The sequence below is a fragment of the Ktedonobacter sp. SOSP1-85 genome, assembly GCF_016587415.1.
Taxonomy (GTDB): Bacteria; Chloroflexota; Ktedonobacteria; order Ktedonobacterales; family Ktedonobacteraceae; genus Ktedonobacter.
In genome coordinates, this window is record NZ_BNJI01000001.1 from 6,322,397 (window position 1) to 6,345,007 (window position 22,611).

The window sequence follows — 22,611 nt, forward strand, 5'->3', positions numbered from 1 at the left end:
AGACGGAGAGGAGAAACAGGTGATGACCGATTCACAGACACAGCGAGTCTTTCTTGCTCTGGCTGATCCCACGCGTCGTCTCTTGCTTCAACAATTATGCGAAGAAGGTTCAGGGACAGCAGCGAGCTTTGCCACCCGTTTGCCCATCACGCGTCAAGCAATTATCAAGCACCTGGTGACCTTAGAGCAGGCTGGTCTCGTGACGGCCCGCGAGACGGGTCGGGAGCGGCGGTATGTGCCACGGCCAGAGGCATTGCAGGCCGTCACGACCTGGATTGGGGCCATTGAAGCCCAATGGGATCAGCGTCTTGCTGCTCTGCGGAGCTATCTGCTTGAGGAACCAGGCACATCCTCCGCGCAGGAGCAAGAAACCAATGCCAGAGCGAATACCCAAAAGGAGATGTCGTAATGGAATATTGCTCAATCAGCTTGTTGCAAGCTTTTCGGGCAGGGAAGAACCCATGTTTTACAACACACCATTATCACAGGACGACAACATAGAACGATCTCATTTGTACCTGGAAAAGAGCAAGGTCGGAGAAGTTTTTTCTTTCTCTGCCAAGAGAATAGATCTCGCTGCAACTTGCAAGGAGAGAACTATGAGCCATCCCGTATTCAAGAGGGAGAGGAAAGAAGGAGTAAAAATCTCATGAACATCACAGGCAAAACAATTTTGATAACAGGCACCAATCGCGGCCTTGGGAAGGCACTGGTTGAGGAAGCCTTGAGGAGAGGCGCTAAGCAGGTGTATGCCAGTGCGCGTGTACCAATGGAACATTCAGATAAGCGTGTCACGCCTTTGACCCTGGACATAACGAATGCGGCCCAGATTCAGGAAGTTGTCGAGAAGGTCAAATCTCTTGATATCCTCATCAACAATGCCAGTATTGCGCTGTCTGACGACTTGAGCGATCGGACCGCGATCGAGCAGCATCTCGCCGTCGTCTTCTTCGGCACATACGACATGACCCAGGCCTTCCTGCCGCTTCTCACTCGTTCTCGGGGAGCCATCGTCAATGTCCTATCCGTGGCAGCCTTGGCCGCCTTGCCGGTCGTTCCGCCCTACTCAATCGCAAAGGCAGCCGCGTTCAACCTGACACAATCGCTACGCGCTTTGTTGGCTGGGCAGGGCGTAAGCGTTCAAGCCGTCCTACCTGGACCCATAGATACCGAGATGTCCCGATCCCTGGACATACCGAAGGCCCCTCCAGAGTCCGTCGCGCGAGCTATCTTCGACGGAGTGGAGAAGGGAGAGGAAGAAATCTTTCCCGACCCCATGTCTGAGTCCTTGGCAGAGAGCTGGCGCAGCGGTGCGGTCAAGGAGCTTGAGCGCCAGAATGCGACCCTCGTAGCTGCAGAGGGGGACAAGTCATGAGTAAATTGCCAGCCCGCCCGGCGAGACGACGAGAGCATTCATCGGACAGCCCTGACACTCTGTATCATTGGTGAGACCGATGAGCGGGCCAGGACTCAGATCTCAGGATGGGCAGGTGACGTTTTTCCTGGAGATAGTGGGTCATATGGCGTGGAGACCATCGGCCAGCGTCTAGCAGCCTATGAGGCCGCTGATATCCAGGAACTCGTGATCTGTCTCCCTGATGCAACGCATATGCATTCGGTTCGCCACTTCGTACGAGCGTTCATCATGTAGACTGGACGTATTGAAATACGGTTGTATGCTCGTTATTGCGGTGAGCAGCGTTTTTCGGTCATCAGAAATGAAAGGTTGATCCAGGGGCATGGTTCAGAACATGCCCCTGGAGAGCCCGGGGCGTTGTTTCTGAACAGAAGACAGACACGAACAAGAAAAGGCAAGGACATGAAAAACAATTCAGACGACATAAAAAATCATCTCATCGTTTCACACGAGGAATGGCTTTCCGCGCGAAAAGCTCTGCTTGCCAGAGAAAAGGAGCTCACCCGGTTGCGGGACGAATTGAGCCGGCAGCGGCGCGCCATTCCCTGGGAAAAGGTGGACAAACGGTATGTCTTTGAGGGACCGGACGGCCAGCAGACCCTGGCCGACCTCTTTGAACAACGGAGCCAGTTGATTGTCTATCACTTTATGTTTGCTCCCGAATGGGATGAAGGGTGCAAGAGCTGCTCGTTCTGGGCCGACTCGTTCAATGGCAGTGTGGTGCACCTCAAGCAGCGGGACGTGAGCTTTGTGGCCATTTCCAGGGCACCTCTAACCAAAATCGAGCCGTTCAAACAGAGAATGGGATGGAGCTTCAAATGGGTTTCCTCATTCCACAACGATTTCAACTACGACTATCAGGCGTCATTTACCTCGGAGGAAGCTAGCAGTGGGACGGCGTTCTACAACTATGTGAAAACGAATCCCGGCTCCCTGGATCGTGAGGGGGCCAGCGTGTTCTACAAAGACGAGAGCGGCGCGATCTTTCACACCTACTCGTGCCACGCGCGGGGAATCGATATGCTGAACGCTGCTTACAACTATCTCGATCTGGTTCCGAAAGGGCGAGATGAGGAGGGCCTGGAATTCACACAGGCCTGGGTTCGATACCACGACAGATACAAGAGCTGAGCACACAGACACTGGTTTGGGAGCTGCCGCGCCCTTATGTTCATACACAAATGATCCCTGATTCCATTTTTAAAGTGCATTAAGGCGCGACAGCGTTCCTTGAGGAAGGAGAATGTGAGATTGCAACGAGAACGTACTGTTATCCTCACGCTGCTGGCCCTGGTTGTCGTATCGTGGGCGATCCTGATCTGGCAGTCCTGGACAACACAGGGGATGGGTGGCGGATTGACCATGGGCATGGAGGCCGCGCTGTTCCTGGCGATCTGGGTCGTGATGATGGCAGCCATGATGGTTCCTTCTGCTCTTCCCGTGATCCTGGCCGTTGCACGAGTCCAGCGTGACACGGGAAGCGAGAGAGCCGCCTTTGCGCCCCTGTGGGTCTTCGTTGGCGCGTACTTGCTGGTCTGGACGCTCTTCGGAGGGCTCGCGTATCTCGGCGCTCTCGTCGCATCAGATCTGGCCCAGCAGGTTCCCTGGATCATGATGAACGCAGCCCGCATCGGTGGTGGCATCCTCGTACTTGCTGGAATCTACCAGATGACATCCCTCAAGCGTGACTGCCTGGCGAAATGCCGCGCACCTCAGGATTTCATCCTCGGGAAAGGATACTCCGCCTCTTTTCGGATGGGATTGAAGTATGGCATCTATTGCCTGGTAAGTTACTGGTTGCTCTTCGTCCTTCTTTTTCCCCTGGGAATCATGAACATTGCAGCCATGATGGGGCTTTCGATCCTGATCTTCGCGGAAAAATGCTTCCCGTTGGGAGCGCGCATCGCCCAATTCGCGGCGCTGGCCTTGATTCTCTATGGCATGCTCGTGATCGTTGTGCCCGCTACGCTCCTTCTGATCGGAGCAGGGATGTAATGCTTATACGCAATGTCGAGAGGATAATGGCGCACCCGACTCGTGACTGGAGCACCTCTCCCTTTTCTTCAGGAAAAATACCTAATCTGAGAGGGGGAAAAAGAAGCGTCGATCCAGAAGCAGGTCTCCACGAAATGCGGCTGAGGAAGCATAGCCCCTCTGTATGAGCTCCTTCACAGGAGCACTGATGCCACCACTCTGAGAGCGGTTTCTTCACCCGCTTGCCACAGCATGGCACCATTGGCTCAATGCGGTTGTGCGTGTTGGGACGCGCCACCAGGGTGCCGCCCGTGCTTGTAACGGTGCGCTTCAGGAGTGCCACAAACATCCCTGGGGCTCGCAGTCCTAAAGAGGCAGATGGCATACAGAATGCCCTGCGGTCGTTCTCGTTCAAGCGCCTCCAGCACGCGCTTGCCCGCCGCATCGATTTCGGCGCGCTTGTCGGGCTTCACTTTGGTATGGGAAATCGCTACTTTCATGGGAACATTTCCTTTCACTTTTACACCTGGTTCGTTGTGTGTATCCTCTGGCCGGTGGAGAACACCCACCATCGGCGCATCTTGATCTTGACAGGGTTGCCCAGTCGGCGGGTCATCGGGGAGTGCGTCTCCCCTGTCACATCGGCCGGGTTTCCTTCGCCATTACTTCGACGAAACAAAACGAAGGAATGTGACTGATGGACGAATATACACCTGATTAGCGCAGCGCTTCGAGGCCGAGCGCCCCCACCTGCGGGCAGTGGCCTATCGGCTGCTGGGTCGGCTCGACGAGGTGGACGATGCCGTGCAGGAGTCCTGGCTGCGCCTCAGCGGCTCCGATCCCAGCCGCCTCGCGAACCTGGGCGCATGGTTGATGACAGTAGTCGCACGGGTGTGCCTCGATATACTCCGTGCTCGTCACGCGCGGCGCGAGGAGTCCCTGGAAGCGTCGGTGCCCCAAGCGGGCGCGGTTGGTTGAATGCCACATGAGAACGCTCTGCACATCATGCAATTTTCAATGGATCTTTTCTAAACGAGGGCCTATTCTGACCCACTTCTCGGTTATACTCTCAATCATAGGCGAGTCAAGCGAGATGCGCTCTTATGCCAGAGACAAAGAGAGGGGCGGAGGAAAGGGACTATGTGCCTGCTTGCCTAAGGGCGCTTCACAAGAGCACTTCACAACACTCGGGAGGGACAAGTTGTCCCTCATCACAACCAAGATTCCGAAGGAGAAACGTTTCATGAGTATCCAATCTTTTACTATAGCCATTCCCCAAGGAACCCTCGACGACTTGCTCGTACGCTTGAGCCAAACCCGCTGGCCCGATCAGGTGGAGGGAGCAAGTTGGGACTATGGCACGAACCTGGACTATCTCAAGGAACTGGCAGACTACTGGCAGCATGAGTTCGACTGGAGAGCACAGGAAACGAGACTCAATCAATTCGCGCAGTTTCGTGCAGATATTGATGGCCTGGGTATTCACTTCATCCACGAGCGCGGCAAAGGACCCAACCCGCTGCCGATCATTCTTACCCACGGCTGGCCCAGCTCGTTCTTCGAGATGCTCAAGATCATTCCGCTGCTCACTGATCCGGCGCGTTATGGTAGTGACCCTGCCGATGCCTTCGATGTGGTCGTGCCATCGCTGCCGGGATTCGGCTTTTCCGACCGTCCACGTGAGCGTGGCTGGCAACTCCCCAAAACCGCCGAGTTGTGGGCGCGCTTGATGAGCAACGAGCTTGGCTACCAGCGGTTCGCTGCCGCAGGTGGGGACTTTGGGAGCGGTGTCACACGGCTGCTGGCGCTCTCGCATCCCGATCTACTCATCGGCATCCATCTCACCTACCTTGGGTTTCCTACTCTGCACGCCGACCAGTCTCACCTCTCGGAAGCTGAGCAGCGATATCTGAGTGCCGTTCAACAGTGGATGATGAGCGAAGGTGGGTATGCGATGATTCAATCGACGAAGCCGCAAACGCTCGCCTACGGTTTGAATGACTCGCCGATTGGTCTGGCTGGCTGGATTGTGGAAAAGTTTCAAACGCTCAGCGACTGCGATGGCGAGGTTGAGCGGAGCTTCAGTAAAGATGAACTGCTGACCAATATTATGATTTACTGGGTCACCGAAACAATCAATTCCTCGATTCGCACGTATTACGAGAATATCCACCTGCCTCCGAAACTTCAAGCGGGGCAGCGCATTGAGGTTCCGGCAGGGGTAGCTCTCTTTCCCAAAGAAGCCAATCTTCCACCACGTGAATGGGGGGAGCGCAGTTTGCGTATCGAGCGCTGGACGGAAATGCCACGGGGAGGGCATTTTGCTGCGCTGGAGGAACCTCAACTGCTAGCTGAGGAACTGCGGACCTTCTACCGCCCTCTTCGCGCAGCATGAGCCCTTCTCCATGCTAGCTAAACGGGAAAGCTGATCCCTGCTCACGTGCTTTCACATCTCACCAGATGTGAAAGCACGTGAAGACTTCAAGGGATGACGTTTTCTTTTCTCTTTACTTGAGTTTATCTCGTTGCGCATCCCGTGGTTTTTGCTTCCTCTGAACACGTACGTGAACGAAGGCTGCACGCTGCTCCCGACCCTTTCCGGAGTGCGAAATTACCAAAATTTCGTATTGGCAGAGATTGTTGATATCAAGCGCTTCAAGACCGTCAAACAATTGGTTGCTCATGCGGGACTCGCGCCTCAAGAACGATCCTTGGGAACCTCTGTTCACGGCAAAGTGTTCATTGGCAAATTTGGAAGGGGAAGCTCCGCAATGCACTCTCTATGTGCGCGATCGTCGCTTCCACTCACCCACGAATTGCGCAACAAGGTAGTAGCAAGAGAGTAACAGCTTGCTGACCGACCGTTCCTCAACGTTGAGCATATTTGCAGAGAAGCGGCGATATGGTAGACTTTTCTGAAAACACCTTGCATTGAGAAAAGAGAAAACCATGAGCGAAGCGAAGACTTTTCATACTTCTCTGGCGGTCATTGCCGATATCCATGGGAATCGTTGGGCCTTGGAAGCGGTCTTGCAGGATATCGATCGCCGAGGCATCCAACAGATCGTGAATCTGGGAGATCACCTGACAGGCCCGCTCGATCCTGCGGGCACCGCCGACCTGCTCATCGCCCGCAAGATGGTGAACGTTTGCGGCAACGACGATCGCGAACTGTTTCTGCCGCAGGAAAAACGCTCGCTCTCCCAAAACTACACCTGCACCCAGCTCACCCCGGCTCATTTTGCCTGGCTGCGCTCCTTTACGGACACAACCATTGTCGCCGATGAGCTCTTTGTCTGCCACGGTGACCTCTTCGATGCGCCGTATCTCCTTGAAGAGGTCACTCCTTCTGGTGTCTTCTTGAGAGGCACTTCAGCCATCGCGACCAGCGTCGCTGAGATTGCCCAACCCGTTATCCTCAGTGGACATAGCCACATCCCGCGCACCGTTTCCCTCCCGCAAGGAAAGCTCCTCATTAACCCTGGGAGCGTTGGAATGCCGGCCTACTCGATGGAGACATATAGTATGGAATCCGGAAGCCCTCACGCTCGTTATGCGCTTTTGTATCAGAACCAGCACGGGTGGCAGGTGGAGCACATCCAGGTGCCGTACGCATGGGAGCAGGCAGCGCAGGTCGCACGTGGCAATCAGCGCGCTGATTGGGCACAGTGGCTGACCACAGGCCGAGCACGGTAATCCACAGTGACCCTCCTGCGCTCGCTTCACACGCCCATTCCTTCCAGTCCGAGGAAAGATGAAGTTCCAGAAACAACGAGCCAAATTGCGCATCGAGCCTTTCCCAAAGGGACACTCGCGATGATCTTAGGAGATGAACTAGCCAGCATTTATACGGATGAGATCTTCGCTCACCTATTCCCCAAGCGTGAGCGACCTGTGGAAGCGCCCTGGCGTTTGGCCGTGATAACGGTCTTACAAACCATTGAACACCTGAGAGATCGTCAAGCAGCGGATGCGGTGCGGGCACGCATTGATTGGAAGTATGCCTTGAGTTTGCCTTTAGACGATGAAGGGTTTGATTTTTCGATTTGCGCGTACCTTTCGTCAACGGCTCATCGATGCCCACGCCGAGTCTCTGGTGCTTGAACCCATCTTGACAATCAGCAGGCAACGAGGCTGGCTCAAAGCGGGGGGAAGCAGAGGACAGATTCAACCGCTGTGTTAGCTGCGGTGCGAGCGCTCAATAGCCTGGAAAGTGTTGGCGAGAGTATGCGTGCAGCTCTCAACGATCTCGCGAAGGAGCATCCAGAGTGGCTGCTCTCGCATGTGGATCCCGACTGGTTTGACCGCTATGTCCACCGCTTTGAGATGACGTGTTTTCCCAAGCAGGAGAGCAAACAACAGGCCCTGCACAAGCAAGTTGGAGAGGATGTGTCACGTCTTGCGAGATTGTATAGACCAGCAAGAGACGCCCTCCACTCTGCGTCTCTTGCCATCTGTGATGGCCTGCAGCATCTGATGCAAAATCAACAGCAAGGCCGGGTAAAGGAGCGGTTCAATCAGCGTCCCTACGGCGCTGGTGATGAAGGCGCGCGGATGGGCCGTAAAGAGCAGCCGCGCCGTGGCTCCCACAGCCGTAAGGCGCGTTGGCAGAAGAAAACGCATAGCTCTGATCTCCAAACGGGGTAAAAAAGACGTGGACACACATCAACCCTTTCCCGGGCAAAGGTCTGGGAAAACCAGGGAAGAGGGGCAGCATGGAGGGGCGCGGGCACAAGAAAAAACACCAGGGGAACGTGGTGCGAAGTCAAGGGATGTGGCACCCACCTTTCAGTTTGGGTGGCGCCCCTTTGCTCATTACCAAAATGCTTGGCGTCGAGATCCCTTTGCGCCTCTCCTTCGAGTACCCAGCGGTCACCGCGCTCGCCACCGCCATCGAGGAGATACTTATCGAACACCTTGAAACATCACCTGATACGAGTCTCACTGGTCTATGGGCGAGCGTGCAAAGCGCGTTACGCGTGCGCAGACCACCTGCTGTAGATCCTCAACACAGCATCTGTTGCTATGCCTCGTTTTAAGGTGGACTGGCAAGCCTGAGAGGTCTTACATAAGAATCGGAGAAGCTTCCTTAGAGAAGAGACCCTAAACTGCACGCAAATGGCATGCTGCTTTCGTACCGTTTGAGCAGCGGCAAGTCCTTTGCTCTGTCTTTTCAGAGGATTGTTCACGTGAAATTGCAAGAAAGCACCAGTGAATCGATATATTTATACTTATCTAAATAAAGGCGAATACAACGGCATTCGCCTGACTCGCCCCTAAAAAGAGGAGAAGTACAACATTGAAGCGCATCTATTTACTCATGGCGGCCACGCTGGCCTTCGCGCTCTCTATCTCGATCTCCCTCGCTAGCTCTACGAGTCCTGCTCATGCAAGCTCAAACAGTGAAGTCCTTCACTCCATACGCAGCATGCGAGTGAAAAACACTGCCGCCTGTCGCAATTGCGCCGGGAGCAATAACCTGAGCTACCATGGCGGTACAGGCGGCGTGGGCGTGGAAACCGGAGCGGACAAGGTATATCTGATCTACTGGGGATCGCAATGGAACAACAACGACCCATCTGGCGAGGCGGCCATTCAGCAGAATTTCTTTAAAGGCGTAGGTGGCTCAAGTTGGAACAACTCGGTGACGCAATACTGTGAAGGCGTTTCCTCCGGCACGGTTACCTGTGGCTCATCGGGCACACATGCCACAAACCCCACCGGCGTATTCGCCGGCATCTGGTATGACAATGCATCTGCGGCTCCCTCTAAACCCAGTCAGTCGCAACTGGCCAGTGAAGCGGTCAAGGCAGCAGCGCATTTTGGCAATACGACTGCGTCTTCCAATAAAACGGTTCAGTATGTGATCAATACCGCGACGCACAATAACGCGAGTGGTTTTGGAACCCAATACTGCGCCTGGCACAGTTCGACGAGTTCGAGCTATGGCAATATTGCTTATACCAACATGCCTTACATTACTGACGCGGGGGCGAGCTGTGGTGCCAACTTCGTGAACTCGGGGAGTGCGGGCTTGACCGACGGTATCACCATTGTCGGTGGTCATGAGTTTGCCGAGACTGAAACCGATATCTATCCCAGTACTGGCTGGATCGACGGCAGTGGGAGCGAGAACGGGGACAAATGTGCCTGGATTAGCTCCGGTCAGGGGGCCTCAGCCAACATTACCTTGAGCACAGGAACATTTCCTGTCCAGTCGCTCTGGAGTAACGCGTTTAATAACAACGCCGGTGGGTGTGTCATTTCCTATCCCTAATACGGATCTTAGTGTATCTAGGGGATCGCCAGGATAGGCGATCCCTTTTCTTTTTGCAGCTTCCAATTTACAGAAACCAAGCCAGAAAGCCCCAAGCATGAATGACCGGGGCTTTCTCGCCTCGTTCTCTTATGGCAGCGGGCAATCCTCCCCTGTTCAAAAGCCACTTCGGCGATGATCTCCTCGTCTTCTGGTCGACCTGGAAAGGGAAGAGAAGGTGGAAGGACGGTTGTCAGGGACAGGGTTGCGTGCGTCACCAGCATCTGCTCACAGATAGTGATAAGGGGCAGGTGACAGGATGGCGCTATCTGTATCGCGTGTATCTGTTGCATGGTCTTCTCTCCTTGGTGATGGTGTGTATTTGTTGCTTACGACTGATCAATTGGTGTGTGCTGGTGTTGTCGTCTCTCCACGTTGCTCGTTCCCGTGTGCCTGTGCTCCCTCTTGCTCAATGAAAAGAGAACATGGCTGCGAGCATACCTGAAGGACCTGCGGGAATGGCTGCTCCAGTATGCCGCGGATCGGTCGTGGGACGTGTTTCGATGGCTTGTAAAGCAAACCCCTCTCTTCTATTTCTCCATCAGGACCATTGCACCTCAGTGACGCCCGAATATTTACCACCGCTCTGATGATCGAACCGGATACGGAAGCGGTCGGTCGTTAGCGAGGAGAAAGCGACGGTGTTCTGACCACCAGTGGGACTGGTTGGATGACGGGACGTATTGGGCACCGCTTATAAGCGTCCCCACATATTCTGTTTGCCTCCGCTTCCATCGTATACACTGACCACAATCTCAAACGTGTCAATCTTCTCTGCGGCCCAGGCTAGCAGGCGTTGGCCTTCTGCCTGCAATTCCTGTGATATGCTCAATGGAAGAGGCTCAAAGGGCTGGAGAATGAGCCTGGCTATAGTCGGGGTGCGCTCGATATACCAGATGCCACTGACGAAACCATCGACGAGAAAGGTAGGCAGGACAAGGGATCTGCCAGGGGTGACATAGGAGCGGTAGTGCTCAGGAATGATGCGCTGGCGGTCGTTGTAGGCCAGAATGAGATTGTCGAAATCGGGGATAAAACGTACGGGGGTAGGAGTATGCCTAGATGGCAAGAGCGCACCGGGTAGGTCGAAGAGTTCGCGACCCTGCTCGTCACGGAAGGTCGTGAGCTCTGGACGCAGAATCTCGACTGCTGACTGGAGGTGACTGAGGCCAGACCAGATTTGCAGATCCTTGGTGCTGGCTGGGCCAAAGGCGGCGAGGTAGCTGCGAATGAGCACACGCAGGCCTTCTGCGGGAGGAACAAATGAGCGCCCTAACCAGGCCTGAGCCTCGGCATAGGCCGGGCTACCACCGACGCCCCAGGCGCCACCGGGGAAGACCTGGATCAGTGAGAGAGCTGCGCGCACAGCGTAAAGCAGGCGCTCATCCATTTGCGGTACCAGTTCGGCCAGGCGCGTGCGCAGTTCGACATTGGTGCGTGGCTTCTCACGCAGAAAGCCCTGCATCTCGGCCAGCAGACGCTCTCTTGTGAGACCGCTGGCGAGCGGCTGACCAAAAAAGCTCTCCAGTTGGCGCGCATGCAGTGTTGCCAGCGCAGGCCGGAAATTCACATAATCCTCGGTAGTTGTCAGGTGCAGTGTGCGGCGCATCATCGACGTCCTCACTACCTCGCGCCGCTCCAGCAAGTTTGTCAGATCCTCTCTCTGGAAGGCCCGCAAACGACTCCATAGCCCCATATATGGCGGATTAGCGAGTTGGCCCTGCAAGCCTGCCACCTGCCTGATTGCAGCCAGGGGAGTGATACTCGCCCGCTCCAGCAAAAGCTGCCTCGCCAAAGTGGCGCGATTGAGCTCTCGCAGCGTGAGGATGCGTTCACCCATTAGTCTCTCCTTTACGCCTTGCTCTCTTGCCTGGTTTCTACGTACAAGCAAAGGATATTTCAAAAGGGAGACACAATCCGCCCTCATTCATAGCGCAATTCCTTGCTTGCTACTTTCGTGCAGTCAAGATTTTTGCGACAATCCTTGGGTGGAGGGCCTCCTCTTTCTCGTACGAGAACTCGCTGAAATACCTCTTGACAATCCCCTTTCAGGAAGTTAAAATAACAGTGTTATTTTAAGGAGCACCGTTATGAAAAAACAAAAAACGCAGCCTGATACACAGAGCGAGCGGATCCGTCAGGCCATGCGCCGTCGGCAAGAGCATGAGAAACAGGAATTGCGCCAGGCGATCCTGACCGCTGCGGGCCAACTGTTCCTTGAACAAGGCTACGATCGCTTCTCTATGCGGAAAGTGGCCGAGCGCATTGGGTATTCGCCAACGACCATCTATCTCTACTTTCGAGATAAAGATGATCTGCTCTTTACAATTGTCGATGAGGGGTTTGAGCAGTTTGGCCAACAACTTATGATTGCAGCTCAGAGCACGGCTGATCCCTGGGAGCGTCTGCTCGCGCTTGGTCGTGCGTATGTGAGCTTCGGCATCCAGCATCCCATGTACTATGAGTTGATGTTTATGCAACGGAGCAATTTTTTGATGCAGGCCCCACAGGGCGAAAGCACGCCGCGTATCCAGGCCTTTAATATTCTCAAAGAGGGTGTGCAACAGGCTCTAGATGCAGGCAGGCTTCATCCAGGCAGTGCTCAAGCCTACAGCGATTTGCTCTGGGCACTGATGCATGGCCTGGTCTCGCTCTCAATAAGCGTGCCACTCTTCGATGCCATTCGCCTACAGCAAGCTCTGGCCGAGTCCCGGTTGCTGATCGAGCGCGGTCTGCATCGGGGGTAGGTCTTTTTTTGAGTATAAAATAACAGTGTTATTTTAATGAGTGCATCTCAGTAGAACGAGAGACCTGTTCTTGTATATAAAGCTAGTCAAAAGATGAAAGGAAGCATATATGGGCCCAACTAGAATCTTCGCCATTATCTCCTGGGTACTTCTGCCAACCGTGATGCTTGGTGGCTATTCACTTCTGAGCCTGCTGGTGCGCGCGAATCCCTGGCTCACGCCTAAACGCCTGGCCACTTTTCGCGCTGGACATGCGCATGCGGGAGTGCTCCTGGTACTCTCTTTGCTCTACTATACCTATCTGGCTCAGACCAGCTTCTCTAGCACCGTGAAGCTCATTGCCTGTTTTGTCTATGTCCTTGGCGTCCTGGCTCAATCGGGAGGATTCTTCATTGATATGCTTGTTGAGAAGCGTGGTCGCCTCTGCTCCGATTTTCCTATGCAAACGTATGCAAGCACACGTTCGCACCGAATTTCGTTGTTCCTGTTTCATCCGTAGGTGCCTCCGGGCCGAAGCCCTTTGGTCTTACCCCGCGTCCGCAGGCAAGTTTGCGTCTTCGTCCGAGCCAGTACCGGAGACGGCTTGATCAATGAGCCCGATCAAGCGCAGGGCTTCCCGTAACACATTCTGACCTGCGTTGTGATCTCGATCCTGCGGAAACTGATCATACGGGCAAGCAGGATTCTGACACACAAAGATGCGATCCTTGAGCCTCATCGCTTCCCACGTCCAACCGCAGCAATGACAGGTCTTGACTTCCAGGAAAGAAACGGCCCACCTTGATCACCTGTCCCCCACGTTGCGCCGCTTTTGCCTCGAGCAGACGTCTGAGGGTGCCCAGCGAGGCATCGGCGAACGAGCGAGCGAGACGGCGATTCCTGAGCAGTCCCTTGAGGTGCAGATCTTCCACTCCGATGATCCCGTAACTGTCGACCAGCCTGGTGGTGAGCTTCTGAAGGACATCCTGGCGCAGGCAGGTGATGCGATAATGCAGACGGGCGACCTGTCGGCGCGCTTTCTCCCGATTCTTTGATCCCAGTTTTCGGCGATGCAGCCGTTTGTTGGCCTGACGCAATTTCTTGAGAGCGGTTTTGAGGAAGGCTTGGTTTTCGACTTTCTCTCCTGTACTCAAAGTGGCCAGGCGGTTGAGCCCCACATCGATCCCCACGGCGGCTGGTTTGTTCACCGGGATGGTCTCAGGGATCTCGACCTGGATGGAAACAAACCACCAATCCGCTGTTTTGGTGATGCGTGCCCCTTTCACGCGGCCCACAAACCGCAGCTTCTCAGCCAGATTGACCCATCCGAGCTTGGGGATCCACATGCGGTGATCCCCCAACGCGAATTGATCGTTGGCAAGGTAAAAGGAGGGTTTGCTTGTTTTCTTGCTCTTGAACGTGGGGCGTTTGGCTTTGCCTTCAAAAAACGCAGTGTAGGCTTTTCCCAGATCGAGAAAGGGCTGATCTGAGGCGTTCTTCGTCACCTCCCATGTCCAGGGGAATTGCACCCGCCGAATCTCGTTGAATTGTTTCTTGAGTTTCAAGGCGGTGGGTTTGTCTCCGGCCTCATATTGGCGGTTCCATTCGGCCAGCGCCCAATTCCACACAAAGCGAGCAACGCCTGCGGCACGAGCAAAATAGTTGGCCTGCTCAGGTGTGGGATGCAGTCTGATCTTATGGGCGCGAATCATGCGGTTCTGCTCTTTCTCTTACCTCATATTTTCTTCAGTATAGGACAAACGTTCTCATCTGTCAAGAAGCTCGAAAGCGTGGCGTCTTGCCCACGATTGATCTCTGTTTCCCACTTTTTGGGAAACAGTTGCATCCTCTTTTGGTTACCTGGTGACCACGTTGGGGGCGTTACTGCTGGCTTCCAGTATCCTCTTGCTCGCCTATGGCCTGGCGGTGCTTCCTGTCTCGAACTAAAATGTTGTGCCTCTATCAAGGAAGATCAATATGCTTGTATTCATGGTACTGATTATTGCTACACTGGTGTTCCGTGGCCTGGGCGTGCTGGGTGTGCCTCTTTTCCAAACCTGGCATGGTGCCTCGCTCTGGGCTCTGGCTGTGATGCTGCTCTTGACTGCCAGCGCACATTTTACTACCAGGAAAGAAGATCTCATCAAGATGGTACCGCGGCAAATCCTCTTGTGGTGGATAGGGTAGTGGGGGATACATCAGCATTGACATATTCACACCTACCTAATATACTAGAACAAGTGTTTTGGTACATACACAACCGAAAAGTGTTTGGGCGTTGCAAGGTAAATCGTTCCCTTGCGTAAAAGCACTTGCGTACAAGTGTTCCTGTGCCCTCTCGGTAAGGTCTTTTAAGAGCTTCAAAGCCACCTTGCCATTCAAGAGAGCAAACACGTATTGGCTCGGACGGAGCCTTCGGGAAACTTCGGTTTGCTGAGAAGCCCCCGGCTTTAGCCGTGGGGAGTCGTCACTGGACCCTGACCGTCAAGTTCATGTTAGGGTGGATCGTACAATAGAACCTGAATGTTCCAGCGGTGGGAAAAGGGCCAATCGTGGCTTGTGCGTTTCCGTTGATCTGCATATTATTCACCTCTGGTGCGTTCGGCTCTCTGACTGATTTTGCGGTGCCATTCTCCCACGTTCCATTTGCAATGATGTGGGGCGTAAGCGGATCGTCGTTGATCAGCGTCACGTTTTGCCCTTTCTGAATGGTGATCTCTGCCTGGACAAAATTGGCGCTATCCATGTGCACTTCCGTCCCCGGCGCAGCGTGAGCAGAAGTCCCGTCTGTCCCGCAAGCCGCCAGGATGGAGACGAGCAAACAGCTCAATGCCAGAAAAGGAAGCAGTCTCTTCATCAGCATGGGATCTCCTTCCCTATCGTACAAGCTGCGGCTGCCTGCTTACCTCACTGGCTGCTTGCTTGAGACGCAGGTAACGCATACCGGTGGTACCGAACAACACGAGCGCGCCCAAGCCAACCAGCAGATGGGCGGTTCTGATCAGCCAGTGGAGATCGCCAACAAGCAGCGTCATCTGGATGACCCCAAAGACAGGCACAAGGGGCGCATAAACGAGGCTCACAGCGCCCAGGAGCCTTGTTCCTCTATTGAGAACCGCTATAATCCCAAGCGTCAATAGCGCGAGAACGAAGGCCACACCAAACAACGCGTGAACGATTTGAAGCATGGCCAGGCTCATTCCGGTAATCCAGATAAAGAGCCCGAGCACCAGCACGCCCAGGCCTGCTATGCCTCCTACCCAATGCAAGATATGTACTGTTGTTTTCATAGAACGATGCCTTTCTGTTAAAGCCGAGGAAAACTGTTCCCCGCTCTCTCATGTCAGGGCCTTTCACTTCTCTCCTCCCGCTTTCCTCCAAAATGGAAAAGCCCTGCTTTTATGTGACCGTATTTTGTCATTGGCCTACTCATTTGCTACAATGAGAAGGTACAGGAAGAGGAAGAGGGGAGCAAGTACGCAATTTTATGTGACGGAGATGTGCCCATCACATGCTCACCCACGAAAATGGAGTCACTTCTTTATGACACGTGTAAAAAAGACTGCTGCATGCCCGATTGGAGGAGTGGGAGTGGGAGGCAAATGGATGTTCTGGATCTGGTATCATCTGCTCAGCGGAACCAAACGCTTCGGCGAATTACAGCGGCTCATCCCGGGAGCCAGCCGACAGATGCTGACCCAGGAGTTACGGGAATTAGAGCAGGTAGGAGTGCTGCGCCGAAAGGTGTATGTACAGGCCCCTCCCAAGGTGGAGTACTCGCTTACGGAATTGGGATGGCAAGCAGAACCGGTGGTGCGCCAACTCGAAGCCTGGGGCAGGTGGTATGGCGAGCAGGTTCATCTGGAGTTTGATTGGATGGTCAGCCTGGGAGGCAAATGGACGTTTTGGCTCTGGTATCATTTGTTCAGTGACCCCAAAAGCTTTAGCGAGTTGCAGAAGCTGCTTCCCGAGATCAGCCGTCAGGTACTCACCCTGGAACTGCGGAAATTGGAACAGATGGGAGTGCTCTACCGACAAGCCTCTTCTGGGGAATTGACAAAGGGAGCATACGCGCTTACAGAATTGGGACGAAACTCAGAGCCGATCCTGCGTCAGTTCTATGCCTGGGGCAGGTGGATTTGTGAGCAGCTTGACCTGGACTACGATTGGCCAGTGCTGGATGAACCAGTGGCGCGCGCAAGCTAGCAAGGAAACTGTGACCCTGGGCTGGGAAGAGGCCCAGGGTCACAGTTTCCTTACGCATTCATCAGGTTATTTTGTCTCTTCAAACGTATAATCGAATGGTATAGAATAGACTTCCTGATGGAGTTCGCTTTCAAGCGTTGCCTGTCCACGTAGACCACTCAGTTGATCGGTGCCTGATCCAGGGACCACTGTCAAGGTCATCTTGAGCTTTCCATGATCAAACGTGCCGATTTGTTGGAAGACAAAGCTGCCCGATCTTCCACCAACACTGCCTGTCACCTTTTCCAGTGCAATTGTGCTGCCTGTAAGATTCTTGTTCTCGGCAATGAGATACTGGATGCTGCCTTCGCCTTCAATGATGCCCTCATAGCGATGAAGGATCTCCACGCGGAAGAGGTTCGTGCCTGGAGCCTCTGTTTTGTCATGCCATGTTTTCCGGTGCCAGTCCTTGACTGAACGAGTAGTATTTGCTTGTGTCACAATATCCTCTTTTCAAGATGTATTTGAACTTCATCTTCAAAAGTTCATACAGGAAATGTACAAGAGAAAGAGAACGTACACAAGTACGTAATTTTATGTGACAAAGCAGAATATCACGCCCGCGAGATGGGAAATCCATGAGCATGATACGATCTTCGCCATACATTTGCCCGCATCACTCCTTGATCCTGCTGCCTATGGGCTGGATTACCCTCCGATGCTGCTCCCAGCCATTCGAGCCTCTGCTGGGTCATCTCTGCACAGGTGACAGGTTACGGCTTCCAATCTTGCGCATCTGATGGACACGTCTGAATCGTTCTAGACGAAAACGATGCCGCATGTATCTCCTTTGCGACCTGATCTGAAGAATTCGAGGAAAACTGGACAGTGATGTTGGGATTCTCCGCATGGAAGCGCTTGTTGATCTCAGCAACGACGGGGCCAGCATCAGTGCCGATCCAATGATAAAATTTCAGCGTCACTGGTTGCTGTCCACCTGTGGTCGTGCCAGAAGAACTACAAGCCTCAAGCAACGACCCGGCAGCGAGAGTTGTTCCTGCGAGCAAGGCTGACCTGGGCAAAAAGCGGCGGCGGGTGAGTGGAGGAATATTAAAAATATGCGACATGTAGAAACACCCTTTCTGCTATGAAAGCTGGTGAGACTGACTACACCGTCCCTACTCTGAGTGAGGAAATGATACTATGAGCATCTATGACTCTTAGAGGAAGTATAGGGAACCCTCTCTCGTGCCACAAGATAGTAACTTTATGAAAAGGTTTGTCAGTTTGTGCTCTTTTAAAGAGCGGCATCTCCGACAGATCTTGTTGGGAAAACGTGAAGGGTGCTCCTGCGGCTCTAGCAGATTATGCTGCTTTCCTCACTCTGAGTGAGGAAATGATACTATGAGCATCTATGACTCTTAGAGGAAGTATAGGGAACCCTCTCTCGTGCCACAAGATAGTAACTTTATGAAAAGGTTTGTCAGTTTGTGCTCTTTTAAAGAGCGGCATCTCCGACAGATCTTGTTGGGAAAACGTGAAGGGTGCTCCTGCGGCTCTAGCAGATTATGCTGCTTTCCTCTTCGCTTCAGGCACATGTAGACATTGACAAAAAAATAGCATACGATAGACTTTGATGGTTCTGAGTCCAATAATGGTGCACAACGTTGACCGCACTTTCGCCAAGCAGAAGAAAAAAGGATGCTCAACAATGAAGTTACAGAATAATGGGGTGTTCCTCTTCCGCACATAGCTTTCTCTTCTCCTCTTGCCGGTTATTCTCTTCCCGCTTGCTTTCATCGGGTATTTTTCGTATCACATATCCTATCAGGCGCTCCAGAATCGTTCGGCAGCCAACGTCAGCCAGATCGCTTCACTTGTCAATCAGAATCTTGATATCACTCTGCAACAAGCTATTCAACTGGCAAAAATGCCCCTGTATGATACGCATATTCAACAGATTGTCACCTACTACGCTCAGCACCCCAAACGCAATCTTGATACGGCAGCACTGGCAGATATCCAGGAAGTAGAGAATTTTTCACTGAACATTTTAATTCACAACACGAATATTGACTCTGTTGATATCTATACCACCGGTTCAACAGCCTTTCCTGAAAGTTCGATAGGTCTGCAACCTTTCGAGAACTGGACTACTTTGCCCTGGTTTCAGGAACTCATGCATTCTTCTTCTGTACGCACTCTGTTTTTGCCTACACACGTTTTGTCATCTGAACAAGACGGTCGTCTAGTCGTTCGGTTGCTCAGCCGATTGTGAACACCGATACCTTCCAGACAGTGGGCGCTATTGTTCTGAATATTGACACCCAAAACGCGATTGAACAAGTCATTACAGACTCCACAAACCAGAGCGATACGACCTTTCTCATTTATGGCGCAAATAGTCAGACCATTTATGTTACTCCGTTCAAGAGCACTGCAAGCAATACTCAACCGATAGCGTTAACTTTACCTCATGCTGTGCAGCAGGCTCTGCGTAACCATGTCGGACAGCTGACATTGGACAACACCGATTACTTCCTCTCCAGCAATACGTCGTCGCTTTCTGGCTGGACGGTTGCGGCGCTCGTCCCCAGTTCCAGTCTCACGCAGGATATAGAAGCCATCAAGCAAACGACGGTGTTGATGACCTGTCTAACTATCCTTCTCGTGGTGGGAGTTACTCTTCTGGTCATTTACCGCCTGAGTCAGCAGATTACTCAACTTCGTTCTCTGATGGGACAGGTAGAAATGGGCAATCTTGATGTGCGTTTCCATGCTCAAGGCAGAGGTGAACTGAAATCGTTGGGGAAAAGTTTCAATCACATGATAGCTCGCTTGAAGCAACTCATTCAGGACAATTACGAGTCGCAATTGCAACGAAAAAAAGCAGAGTTGGCAGCCTTGCACAGCCAGATCAATCCGCATTTTCTCTATAACACGCTAGGCACCTTTCATATGCTTGCGATGATGGAAGGGCAGGAACGCCTGGCAAGCATGGCTTATCACTTAGGGCAACTCATGCGCTATGCCTTAGAGCCAGGAACGTTGGTGGAATTACAGCAGGAGACGGAGCATATAGAACACTTTTTGTCGTTAATTAAAGAGCGTTATGAAGAGCGCCTGGGGTATACGATCCAGATACCGGAGGAATTGCAGCATTATAAAATACCACGTTTTACCCTGCAACCATTGATCGAAAATGCCATTTATCATGGCATTGATCCGAAAATCGAGGGAGGCAGCATAGAGGTGAAAGGCTGGCAGGAAGAAAAGCGATTGGTGCTCTCGATTCGTGATGATGGGATAGGAATGTCAGATGAGGAGCTTGAGCGTTGGCAGTCAGCGCTCAAGTATGAGGCCAATCGCCTTGCCCGCTCGTGCCATATTGGCATCCTCAATGTCCAGGGACAAATTCAACGCATCTTCGGCCCTGAATATGGACTTGCTCTAGCTGTAGGTCGCGGGAGGAAAGGTATTGTCATGACGATCTGTTTGCCCCTCTGTTCTCCAGAAGAGCCAGGGTTGCAAGGAGTAACCTGATGGATCAAAAGCAAGAGCAGACCCACAGGGTACTTGTTGCAGATGATGAAAGAATGATTCGCCAGGGTTTGCAGGTGCTTATCACACGGCATTACCGAGAACTCACCGTTTTGGAGGCCAGTAATGGGCAGCAATGTTGGGACATACTGAGCACTGAACCCGAGACCCGGCTCGCTTTTGTTGATATACGCATGCCGCAGATCAATGGATTGCAGATTTGTGAAAAGGTGAAAACGGCAGATTTGCCTGTGAAAATTGTGATCATTTCCGGGTTTCGCGACTTTGAATATGCACGCCAGGCCCTGCGTTACGGCGTTGTCGATTACTTGCTCAAGCCTGTCAACCCTTCTGATGTACTACGCCTGGTCCACGAGGCAGTCACGACACCACTGCCCCCACCAGAACTCACTGAGAGACAGGAACGCCTGGTCATTGAACAGATCCGCAAATGGATACATGACCACCTGCATGAAGACATGACTCTGCTCGATCTCTCCCAAAGGTTCCAGTACTCTGTCAATTATATCAGCATGCTGTTCAAAAAGGAGATCGGGACAGGTTTCCAGGAGTACCTGCTCGATTGCCGTATGCAGCGAGCAAAACACCTGCTGCTGGACCCGGCGTTGCGTATCTCCGAGATCGCTCAGCAGGTTGGCTACACCAATCCCAAGGCTTTTTCGATCTCTTTCCGCAAAGCTTGTGGTATTCCTCCCACAGAATACCGCGAAATGCGTGGCAGAGAGAAGACCACCTCTTAAATCGTACGTGAACCATGCCAGCTTTCACCTGAAACCAAAAATAGTTGCCTCGTCTGGTATCTGTGGTGAGAGAGTCGAGGGGGTTCTGTCAGAACTGAGAGCACAAAAAAGTATCAGGGAACAATGGACACTGAGATGCTGTTGTTCTCATTAGGAGACTGTTTGTAGTGCTTCCTTCAAGGCTGTAAGCCGATCAAGAAAAGCTTGTCTCTGCTGGGAGAGTGAGGCTGGTTTTCCCATGGTGGGACGAAGATGGAAATAATTGCGTAATTTGTCAAAGGCACAACAAAAATGAGCAGCCGAGTCAACGTTTCCAAAACCGTGCATGGGATAATACCGTTGCTTGACTCCCCGATGGTCCTGCTCCAGGCGATTGTTGAGATATTTGCTGGTTCGATGGAGTACCTGATTGCCCAGCGTTTCACGCATCGCTCGTGGAGAGGAGGCATATCCGTCTGTTGTCACCCGTTCGGGTGTGATCCTGGACGCCGTGCGGCTTGCTTGGGAGGAGGATGGGTGATTAAGAAATACCGTGAGTATGTGGAGGGGCAGGAAGAGCCGCCCGCCGAAATGGTGGCCTGGGCGCAGTGGATGTTGAATGGTGGATTGACCTATAACTATCTGGAGTGGGTGCTGGAAGTCGCCGCGTGTAGTGGGAGGATTACGCCAGGTGAGGGGAAACGGCCACTCCCCCACGAGGTGATTATCGACGCTGAGTGGTTGCAGGAGTTCTGGGCGGCAGGTGCCCGCATAAAGCTATTATTCGCGTGCGTGACCACCGCACACAGCAATGGCTAGCACAATGGGACGTTCCTATTGTATAAGGCATTTCACTCCAGTAGACACCCTGCGCATCTATTTAGTAGATAGCTCAAGCAGGATATCTACTTGTAGATGCGTAGCAGCAAGCTGTAGCGCGAGACCCTGTATGTAAGGTTTATGCCGCGATTGTCGTGAACGCATCAAGCGTGATCTGGATCTGCGAGACATTCACCTGAAATTGGTCCTACTCAAACGCCGCTTTCGTTGTCGCGTGTGCCGCAAACCCTTCACCGAGCCAGATGCAGCCTGTGGCCCACGCCGCAGAACCACCGCACGTTTGCGTGAAGCCATTGGAAGGCAGGTAGCAATGCGTCCTGTTTCCCATGTTGACTCCATGGGTGGACGAGTCAGCCAATGGCTCGGTATTGATCATGGGCAACGCGTTGGGGCGCTGGTGCTGGGTGCCACCACGCCTGGCTCGGCCCATGGTGTTCCTCGCAGCGCGGAAGTCAACGCCTTGTGGACCAACCCGCCAACTGATCCGCAGGAGGCTCTTGAAAAGCTAGGCGCGCTCTTTTATTCACCTGGCTGGATCGCATCGCACCTGGAAGTGGTGAAGGCTGCTTTGCAGAGCCCTCCTCTTCCTGCGTATGTACGCCAACTGCATTTTCAGGCGAGCGAAGAACATGATGCCTGGGATCTCTTACCCACTATTAGTGCTCCCACGCTGGTGCTCCATGGCAGCGAGGATCTGATGAATTCTCCGGCGAATAGCCACCTGCTCATCGAGCGCATTCCAGGCGCAGAACTGTCTCTGATCGAAGGAGCACGACATGGGTATCTGATCGAGTTTCGCGAAGAGGCCAGGCGCATCGTCAAAGCGTTTCTCGCGCGTCATCCATTATCGTTAGGATAAGGAAGAGAGAATGT

The 22,611-nt window shown here is 53.1% G+C and carries 27 protein-coding genes and 4 pseudogenes; 21 read left to right on the forward strand and 10 right to left on the reverse strand.

The features are described 5' to 3' along the window. Positions 1 to 22: 22 nt before the first annotated feature. The 4 genes from KTE_RS26460 to KTE_RS26475 all read left to right on the forward strand — a co-directional run bounded on the left by KTE_RS26460 (position 23) and on the right by KTE_RS26475 (position 3,412). Positions 23 to 409 (forward strand): helix-turn-helix transcriptional regulator, encoded by a 387-nt coding sequence (locus KTE_RS26460; protein WP_201386311.1) that lies wholly within the window; start codon positions 23 to 25, stop codon positions 407 to 409. Between the two features lie 240 nt (positions 410 to 649). After that, positions 650 to 1,375, forward strand: coding sequence for an SDR family NAD(P)-dependent oxidoreductase (locus KTE_RS26465; protein ID WP_201386316.1), 726 nt, complete (start codon positions 650 to 652; stop codon positions 1,373 to 1,375). A gap of 444 nt (positions 1,376 to 1,819) precedes the next feature. Further along, entirely contained in the window at positions 1,820 to 2,548 is a 729-nt protein-coding gene (locus tag KTE_RS26470) for a thioredoxin family protein (protein WP_201386318.1), read from the forward strand. A 114-nt stretch (positions 2,549 to 2,662) separates the two neighbouring features. Beyond that, entirely contained in the window at positions 2,663 to 3,412 is a 750-nt protein-coding gene (locus KTE_RS26475; RefSeq protein ID WP_201386320.1) for a DUF2182 domain-containing protein, read from the forward strand. 175 nt (positions 3,413 to 3,587) lie between these two features. On the opposite strand, the pseudogene KTE_RS47765 reads toward KTE_RS26475, so the two are convergent. Then, positions 3,588 to 3,764: pseudogene (locus KTE_RS47765) on the reverse strand (AAA family ATPase); the annotation flags it as partial. Between the two features lie 377 nt (positions 3,765 to 4,141). Between KTE_RS47765 and KTE_RS26485 the strand changes: the two are divergent. From KTE_RS26485 to KTE_RS26520, 8 genes and pseudogenes are all read left to right on the forward strand, one after another. After that, positions 4,142 to 4,348, forward strand: a pseudogene (locus KTE_RS26485) (sigma factor); the annotation flags it as partial. Between the two features lie 286 nt (positions 4,349 to 4,634). Continuing rightward, a complete protein-coding gene (locus tag KTE_RS26490; protein WP_201386323.1) occupies positions 4,635 to 5,786 on the forward strand; it encodes an epoxide hydrolase family protein in 1,152 nt (383 codons plus the stop codon). A 208-nt stretch (positions 5,787 to 5,994) separates the two neighbouring features. Continuing rightward, positions 5,995 to 6,237 carry a transposase gene (locus KTE_RS49745; RefSeq protein ID WP_374226826.1) on the forward strand — a complete coding sequence of 81 codons (243 nt, stop codon included), beginning with the start codon at positions 5,995 to 5,997 and terminating at the stop codon, positions 6,235 to 6,237. Between the two features lie 103 nt (positions 6,238 to 6,340). Then, positions 6,341 to 7,087, forward strand: a complete 747-nt coding sequence (locus KTE_RS26500; protein WP_201386328.1) for a metallophosphoesterase — start codon at positions 6,341 to 6,343, stop codon at positions 7,085 to 7,087. Positions 7,088 to 7,207: 120 nt separating this feature from the next. Continuing rightward, entirely contained in the window at positions 7,208 to 7,495 is a 288-nt protein-coding gene (locus KTE_RS26505; RefSeq protein ID WP_201386330.1) for a transposase, read from the forward strand. A gap of 72 nt (positions 7,496 to 7,567) precedes the next feature. Next, positions 7,568 to 8,038, forward strand: a complete 471-nt coding sequence (locus KTE_RS26510) for a hypothetical protein (protein WP_201386332.1) — start codon at positions 7,568 to 7,570, stop codon at positions 8,036 to 8,038. Between the two features lie 68 nt (positions 8,039 to 8,106). Further along, a complete protein-coding gene (locus KTE_RS26515) occupies positions 8,107 to 8,430 on the forward strand; it encodes a hypothetical protein (protein ID WP_201386334.1) in 324 nt (107 codons plus the stop codon). A gap of 260 nt (positions 8,431 to 8,690) precedes the next feature. Further along, the gene (locus KTE_RS26520; RefSeq protein ID WP_201386336.1) at positions 8,691 to 9,668 is read left to right on the forward strand and encodes a hypothetical protein; all 978 of its coding nucleotides are present in this window, start codon (positions 8,691 to 8,693) and stop codon (positions 9,666 to 9,668) included. Between the two features lie 17 nt (positions 9,669 to 9,685). On the opposite strand, the gene KTE_RS26525 is transcribed toward KTE_RS26520, so the two are convergent. The 3 genes from KTE_RS26525 to KTE_RS26535 all read right to left on the reverse strand — a co-directional run bounded on the left by KTE_RS26525 (position 9,686) and on the right by KTE_RS26535 (position 11,547). Further along, complete coding sequence (locus KTE_RS26525; RefSeq protein WP_201386338.1) at positions 9,686 to 10,000, reverse strand: hypothetical protein; 315 nt, start codon at positions 9,998 to 10,000, stop codon at positions 9,686 to 9,688. Between the two features lie 248 nt (positions 10,001 to 10,248). Next, positions 10,249 to 10,398, reverse strand: a complete 150-nt coding sequence (locus tag KTE_RS26530) for a hypothetical protein (protein ID WP_201383192.1) — start codon at positions 10,396 to 10,398, stop codon at positions 10,249 to 10,251. 3 nt (positions 10,399 to 10,401) lie between these two features. Continuing rightward, the gene (locus KTE_RS26535) at positions 10,402 to 11,547 is read right to left on the reverse strand and encodes a winged helix DNA-binding domain-containing protein (protein ID WP_201386340.1); all 1,146 of its coding nucleotides are present in this window, start codon (positions 11,545 to 11,547) and stop codon (positions 10,402 to 10,404) included. A 250-nt stretch (positions 11,548 to 11,797) separates the two neighbouring features. On the opposite strand from KTE_RS26535, the gene KTE_RS26540 reads away from it, so the two are divergent. Further along, positions 11,798 to 12,454 (forward strand): TetR/AcrR family transcriptional regulator, encoded by a 657-nt coding sequence (locus KTE_RS26540; RefSeq protein WP_201386342.1) that lies wholly within the window; start codon positions 11,798 to 11,800, stop codon positions 12,452 to 12,454. Between the two features lie 109 nt (positions 12,455 to 12,563). Then, positions 12,564 to 12,953, forward strand: coding sequence for a hypothetical protein (locus KTE_RS26545; RefSeq protein ID WP_201386343.1), 390 nt, complete (start codon positions 12,564 to 12,566; stop codon positions 12,951 to 12,953). Positions 12,954 to 12,980: 27 nt separating this feature from the next. Here KTE_RS26545 and KTE_RS26550 read toward each other — a convergent pair. Beyond that, a pseudogene (locus KTE_RS26550) lies at positions 12,981 to 14,145 on the reverse strand (RNA-guided endonuclease InsQ/TnpB family protein). Positions 14,146 to 14,410: 265 nt separating this feature from the next. On the opposite strand from KTE_RS26550, the gene KTE_RS26555 reads away from it, so the two are divergent. Continuing rightward, complete coding sequence (locus KTE_RS26555; RefSeq protein ID WP_201386344.1) at positions 14,411 to 14,620, forward strand: hypothetical protein; 210 nt, start codon at positions 14,411 to 14,413, stop codon at positions 14,618 to 14,620. A gap of 280 nt (positions 14,621 to 14,900) precedes the next feature. Here the strand turns inward: KTE_RS26555 and KTE_RS26560 are convergent, their stop codons facing one another. Together KTE_RS26560 and KTE_RS26565 are read right to left on the reverse strand one after the other, a co-directional pair. Continuing rightward, positions 14,901 to 15,290, reverse strand: a complete 390-nt coding sequence (locus KTE_RS26560; protein WP_201386345.1) for a plastocyanin/azurin family copper-binding protein — start codon at positions 15,288 to 15,290, stop codon at positions 14,901 to 14,903. Positions 15,291 to 15,309: 19 nt separating this feature from the next. Next, entirely contained in the window at positions 15,310 to 15,723 is a 414-nt protein-coding gene (locus KTE_RS26565) for a hypothetical protein (RefSeq protein WP_201386346.1), read from the reverse strand. Positions 15,724 to 15,976: 253 nt separating this feature from the next. On the opposite strand from KTE_RS26565, the gene KTE_RS26570 reads away from it, so the two are divergent. Further along, positions 15,977 to 16,639 carry a helix-turn-helix domain-containing protein gene (locus KTE_RS26570; protein ID WP_201386347.1) on the forward strand — a complete coding sequence of 221 codons (663 nt, stop codon included), beginning with the start codon at positions 15,977 to 15,979 and terminating at the stop codon, positions 16,637 to 16,639. Positions 16,640 to 16,705: 66 nt separating this feature from the next. On the opposite strand, the gene KTE_RS26575 is transcribed toward KTE_RS26570, so the two are convergent. Both KTE_RS26575 and KTE_RS26580 read right to left on the reverse strand, forming a co-directional pair. Next, positions 16,706 to 17,119: a DUF3224 domain-containing protein gene (locus KTE_RS26575; protein WP_201386348.1), complete on the reverse strand. Its 414-nt coding sequence runs from the start codon at positions 17,117 to 17,119 to the stop codon at positions 16,706 to 16,708. 272 nt (positions 17,120 to 17,391) lie between these two features. Next, entirely contained in the window at positions 17,392 to 17,745 is a 354-nt protein-coding gene (locus KTE_RS26580) for a hypothetical protein (protein WP_201386349.1), read from the reverse strand. Between the two features lie 641 nt (positions 17,746 to 18,386). Here KTE_RS26580 and KTE_RS26585 point away from each other — a divergent pair. Genes KTE_RS26585 through KTE_RS26595 form a run of 3 tightly spaced genes read left to right on the forward strand, consistent with a single transcriptional unit; the run spans position 18,387 to position 20,919 of the window. Then, positions 18,387 to 18,896, forward strand: coding sequence for a hypothetical protein (locus KTE_RS26585; protein ID WP_201386350.1), 510 nt, complete (start codon positions 18,387 to 18,389; stop codon positions 18,894 to 18,896). Next, positions 18,893 to 20,161, forward strand: a complete 1,269-nt coding sequence (locus tag KTE_RS26590) for a sensor histidine kinase (RefSeq protein ID WP_201386351.1) — start codon at positions 18,893 to 18,895, stop codon at positions 20,159 to 20,161. Before KTE_RS26585 ends, KTE_RS26590 begins: the two co-directional genes overlap by 4 nt. Then, the gene (locus KTE_RS26595) at positions 20,161 to 20,919 is read left to right on the forward strand and encodes a response regulator (RefSeq protein ID WP_201386353.1); all 759 of its coding nucleotides are present in this window, start codon (positions 20,161 to 20,163) and stop codon (positions 20,917 to 20,919) included. The genes KTE_RS26590 and KTE_RS26595 overlap by 1 nt, the downstream gene beginning before the upstream one ends. 150 nt (positions 20,920 to 21,069) lie before the next feature. On the opposite strand, the pseudogene KTE_RS26600 reads toward KTE_RS26595, so the two are convergent. Further along, a pseudogene (locus KTE_RS26600) lies at positions 21,070 to 21,393 on the reverse strand (DDE-type integrase/transposase/recombinase); the annotation flags it as partial. A gap of 42 nt (positions 21,394 to 21,435) precedes the next feature. On the opposite strand from KTE_RS26600, the gene KTE_RS26605 reads away from it, so the two are divergent. After that, positions 21,436 to 21,717 (forward strand): hypothetical protein, encoded by a 282-nt coding sequence (locus tag KTE_RS26605; RefSeq protein ID WP_236600707.1) that lies wholly within the window; start codon positions 21,436 to 21,438, stop codon positions 21,715 to 21,717. Between the two features lie 202 nt (positions 21,718 to 21,919). Beyond that, positions 21,920 to 22,597: an alpha/beta fold hydrolase gene (locus KTE_RS26610; protein ID WP_236600581.1), complete on the forward strand. Its 678-nt coding sequence runs from the start codon at positions 21,920 to 21,922 to the stop codon at positions 22,595 to 22,597. Positions 22,598 to 22,611 lie beyond the last annotated feature (14 nt).

Coding starts and splice junctions, on each gene's coding strand:
- KTE_RS26570 (WP_201386347.1), top strand. CDS start 15,977: ATGACACGTGTAAAAAAGACTGCTGCATGCCCGATTGGAGGAGTGGGA.
- KTE_RS26565 (WP_201386346.1), bottom strand. CDS start 15,723: ATGAAAACAACAGTACATATCTTGCATTGGGTAGGAGGCATAGCAGGC.
- KTE_RS26505 (WP_201386330.1), top strand. CDS start 7,208: ATGATCTTAGGAGATGAACTAGCCAGCATTTATACGGATGAGATCTTC.
- KTE_RS26460 (WP_201386311.1), top strand. CDS start 23: ATGACCGATTCACAGACACAGCGAGTCTTTCTTGCTCTGGCTGATCCC.
- KTE_RS26580 (WP_201386349.1), bottom strand. CDS start 17,745: ATGTCGCATATTTTTAATATTCCTCCACTCACCCGCCGCCGCTTTTTG.
- KTE_RS26595 (WP_201386353.1), top strand. CDS start 20,161: ATGGATCAAAAGCAAGAGCAGACCCACAGGGTACTTGTTGCAGATGAT.
- KTE_RS26525 (WP_201386338.1), bottom strand. CDS start 10,000: ATGCAACAGATACACGCGATACAGATAGCGCCATCCTGTCACCTGCCC.
- KTE_RS26540 (WP_201386342.1), top strand. CDS start 11,798: ATGAAAAAACAAAAAACGCAGCCTGATACACAGAGCGAGCGGATCCGT.
- KTE_RS26500 (WP_201386328.1), top strand. CDS start 6,341: ATGAGCGAAGCGAAGACTTTTCATACTTCTCTGGCGGTCATTGCCGAT.
- KTE_RS26490 (WP_201386323.1), top strand. CDS start 4,635: ATGAGTATCCAATCTTTTACTATAGCCATTCCCCAAGGAACCCTCGAC.
- KTE_RS26555 (WP_201386344.1), top strand. CDS start 14,411: ATGCTTGTATTCATGGTACTGATTATTGCTACACTGGTGTTCCGTGGC.
- KTE_RS26470 (WP_201386318.1), top strand. CDS start 1,820: ATGAAAAACAATTCAGACGACATAAAAAATCATCTCATCGTTTCACAC.
- KTE_RS26515 (WP_201386334.1), top strand. CDS start 8,107: ATGGAGGGGCGCGGGCACAAGAAAAAACACCAGGGGAACGTGGTGCGA.
- KTE_RS26535 (WP_201386340.1), bottom strand. CDS start 11,547: ATGGGTGAACGCATCCTCACGCTGCGAGAGCTCAATCGCGCCACTTTG.
- KTE_RS26560 (WP_201386345.1), bottom strand. CDS start 15,290: ATGAAGAGACTGCTTCCTTTTCTGGCATTGAGCTGTTTGCTCGTCTCC.
- KTE_RS26465 (WP_201386316.1), top strand. CDS start 650: ATGAACATCACAGGCAAAACAATTTTGATAACAGGCACCAATCGCGGC.
- KTE_RS26545 (WP_201386343.1), top strand. CDS start 12,564: ATGGGCCCAACTAGAATCTTCGCCATTATCTCCTGGGTACTTCTGCCA.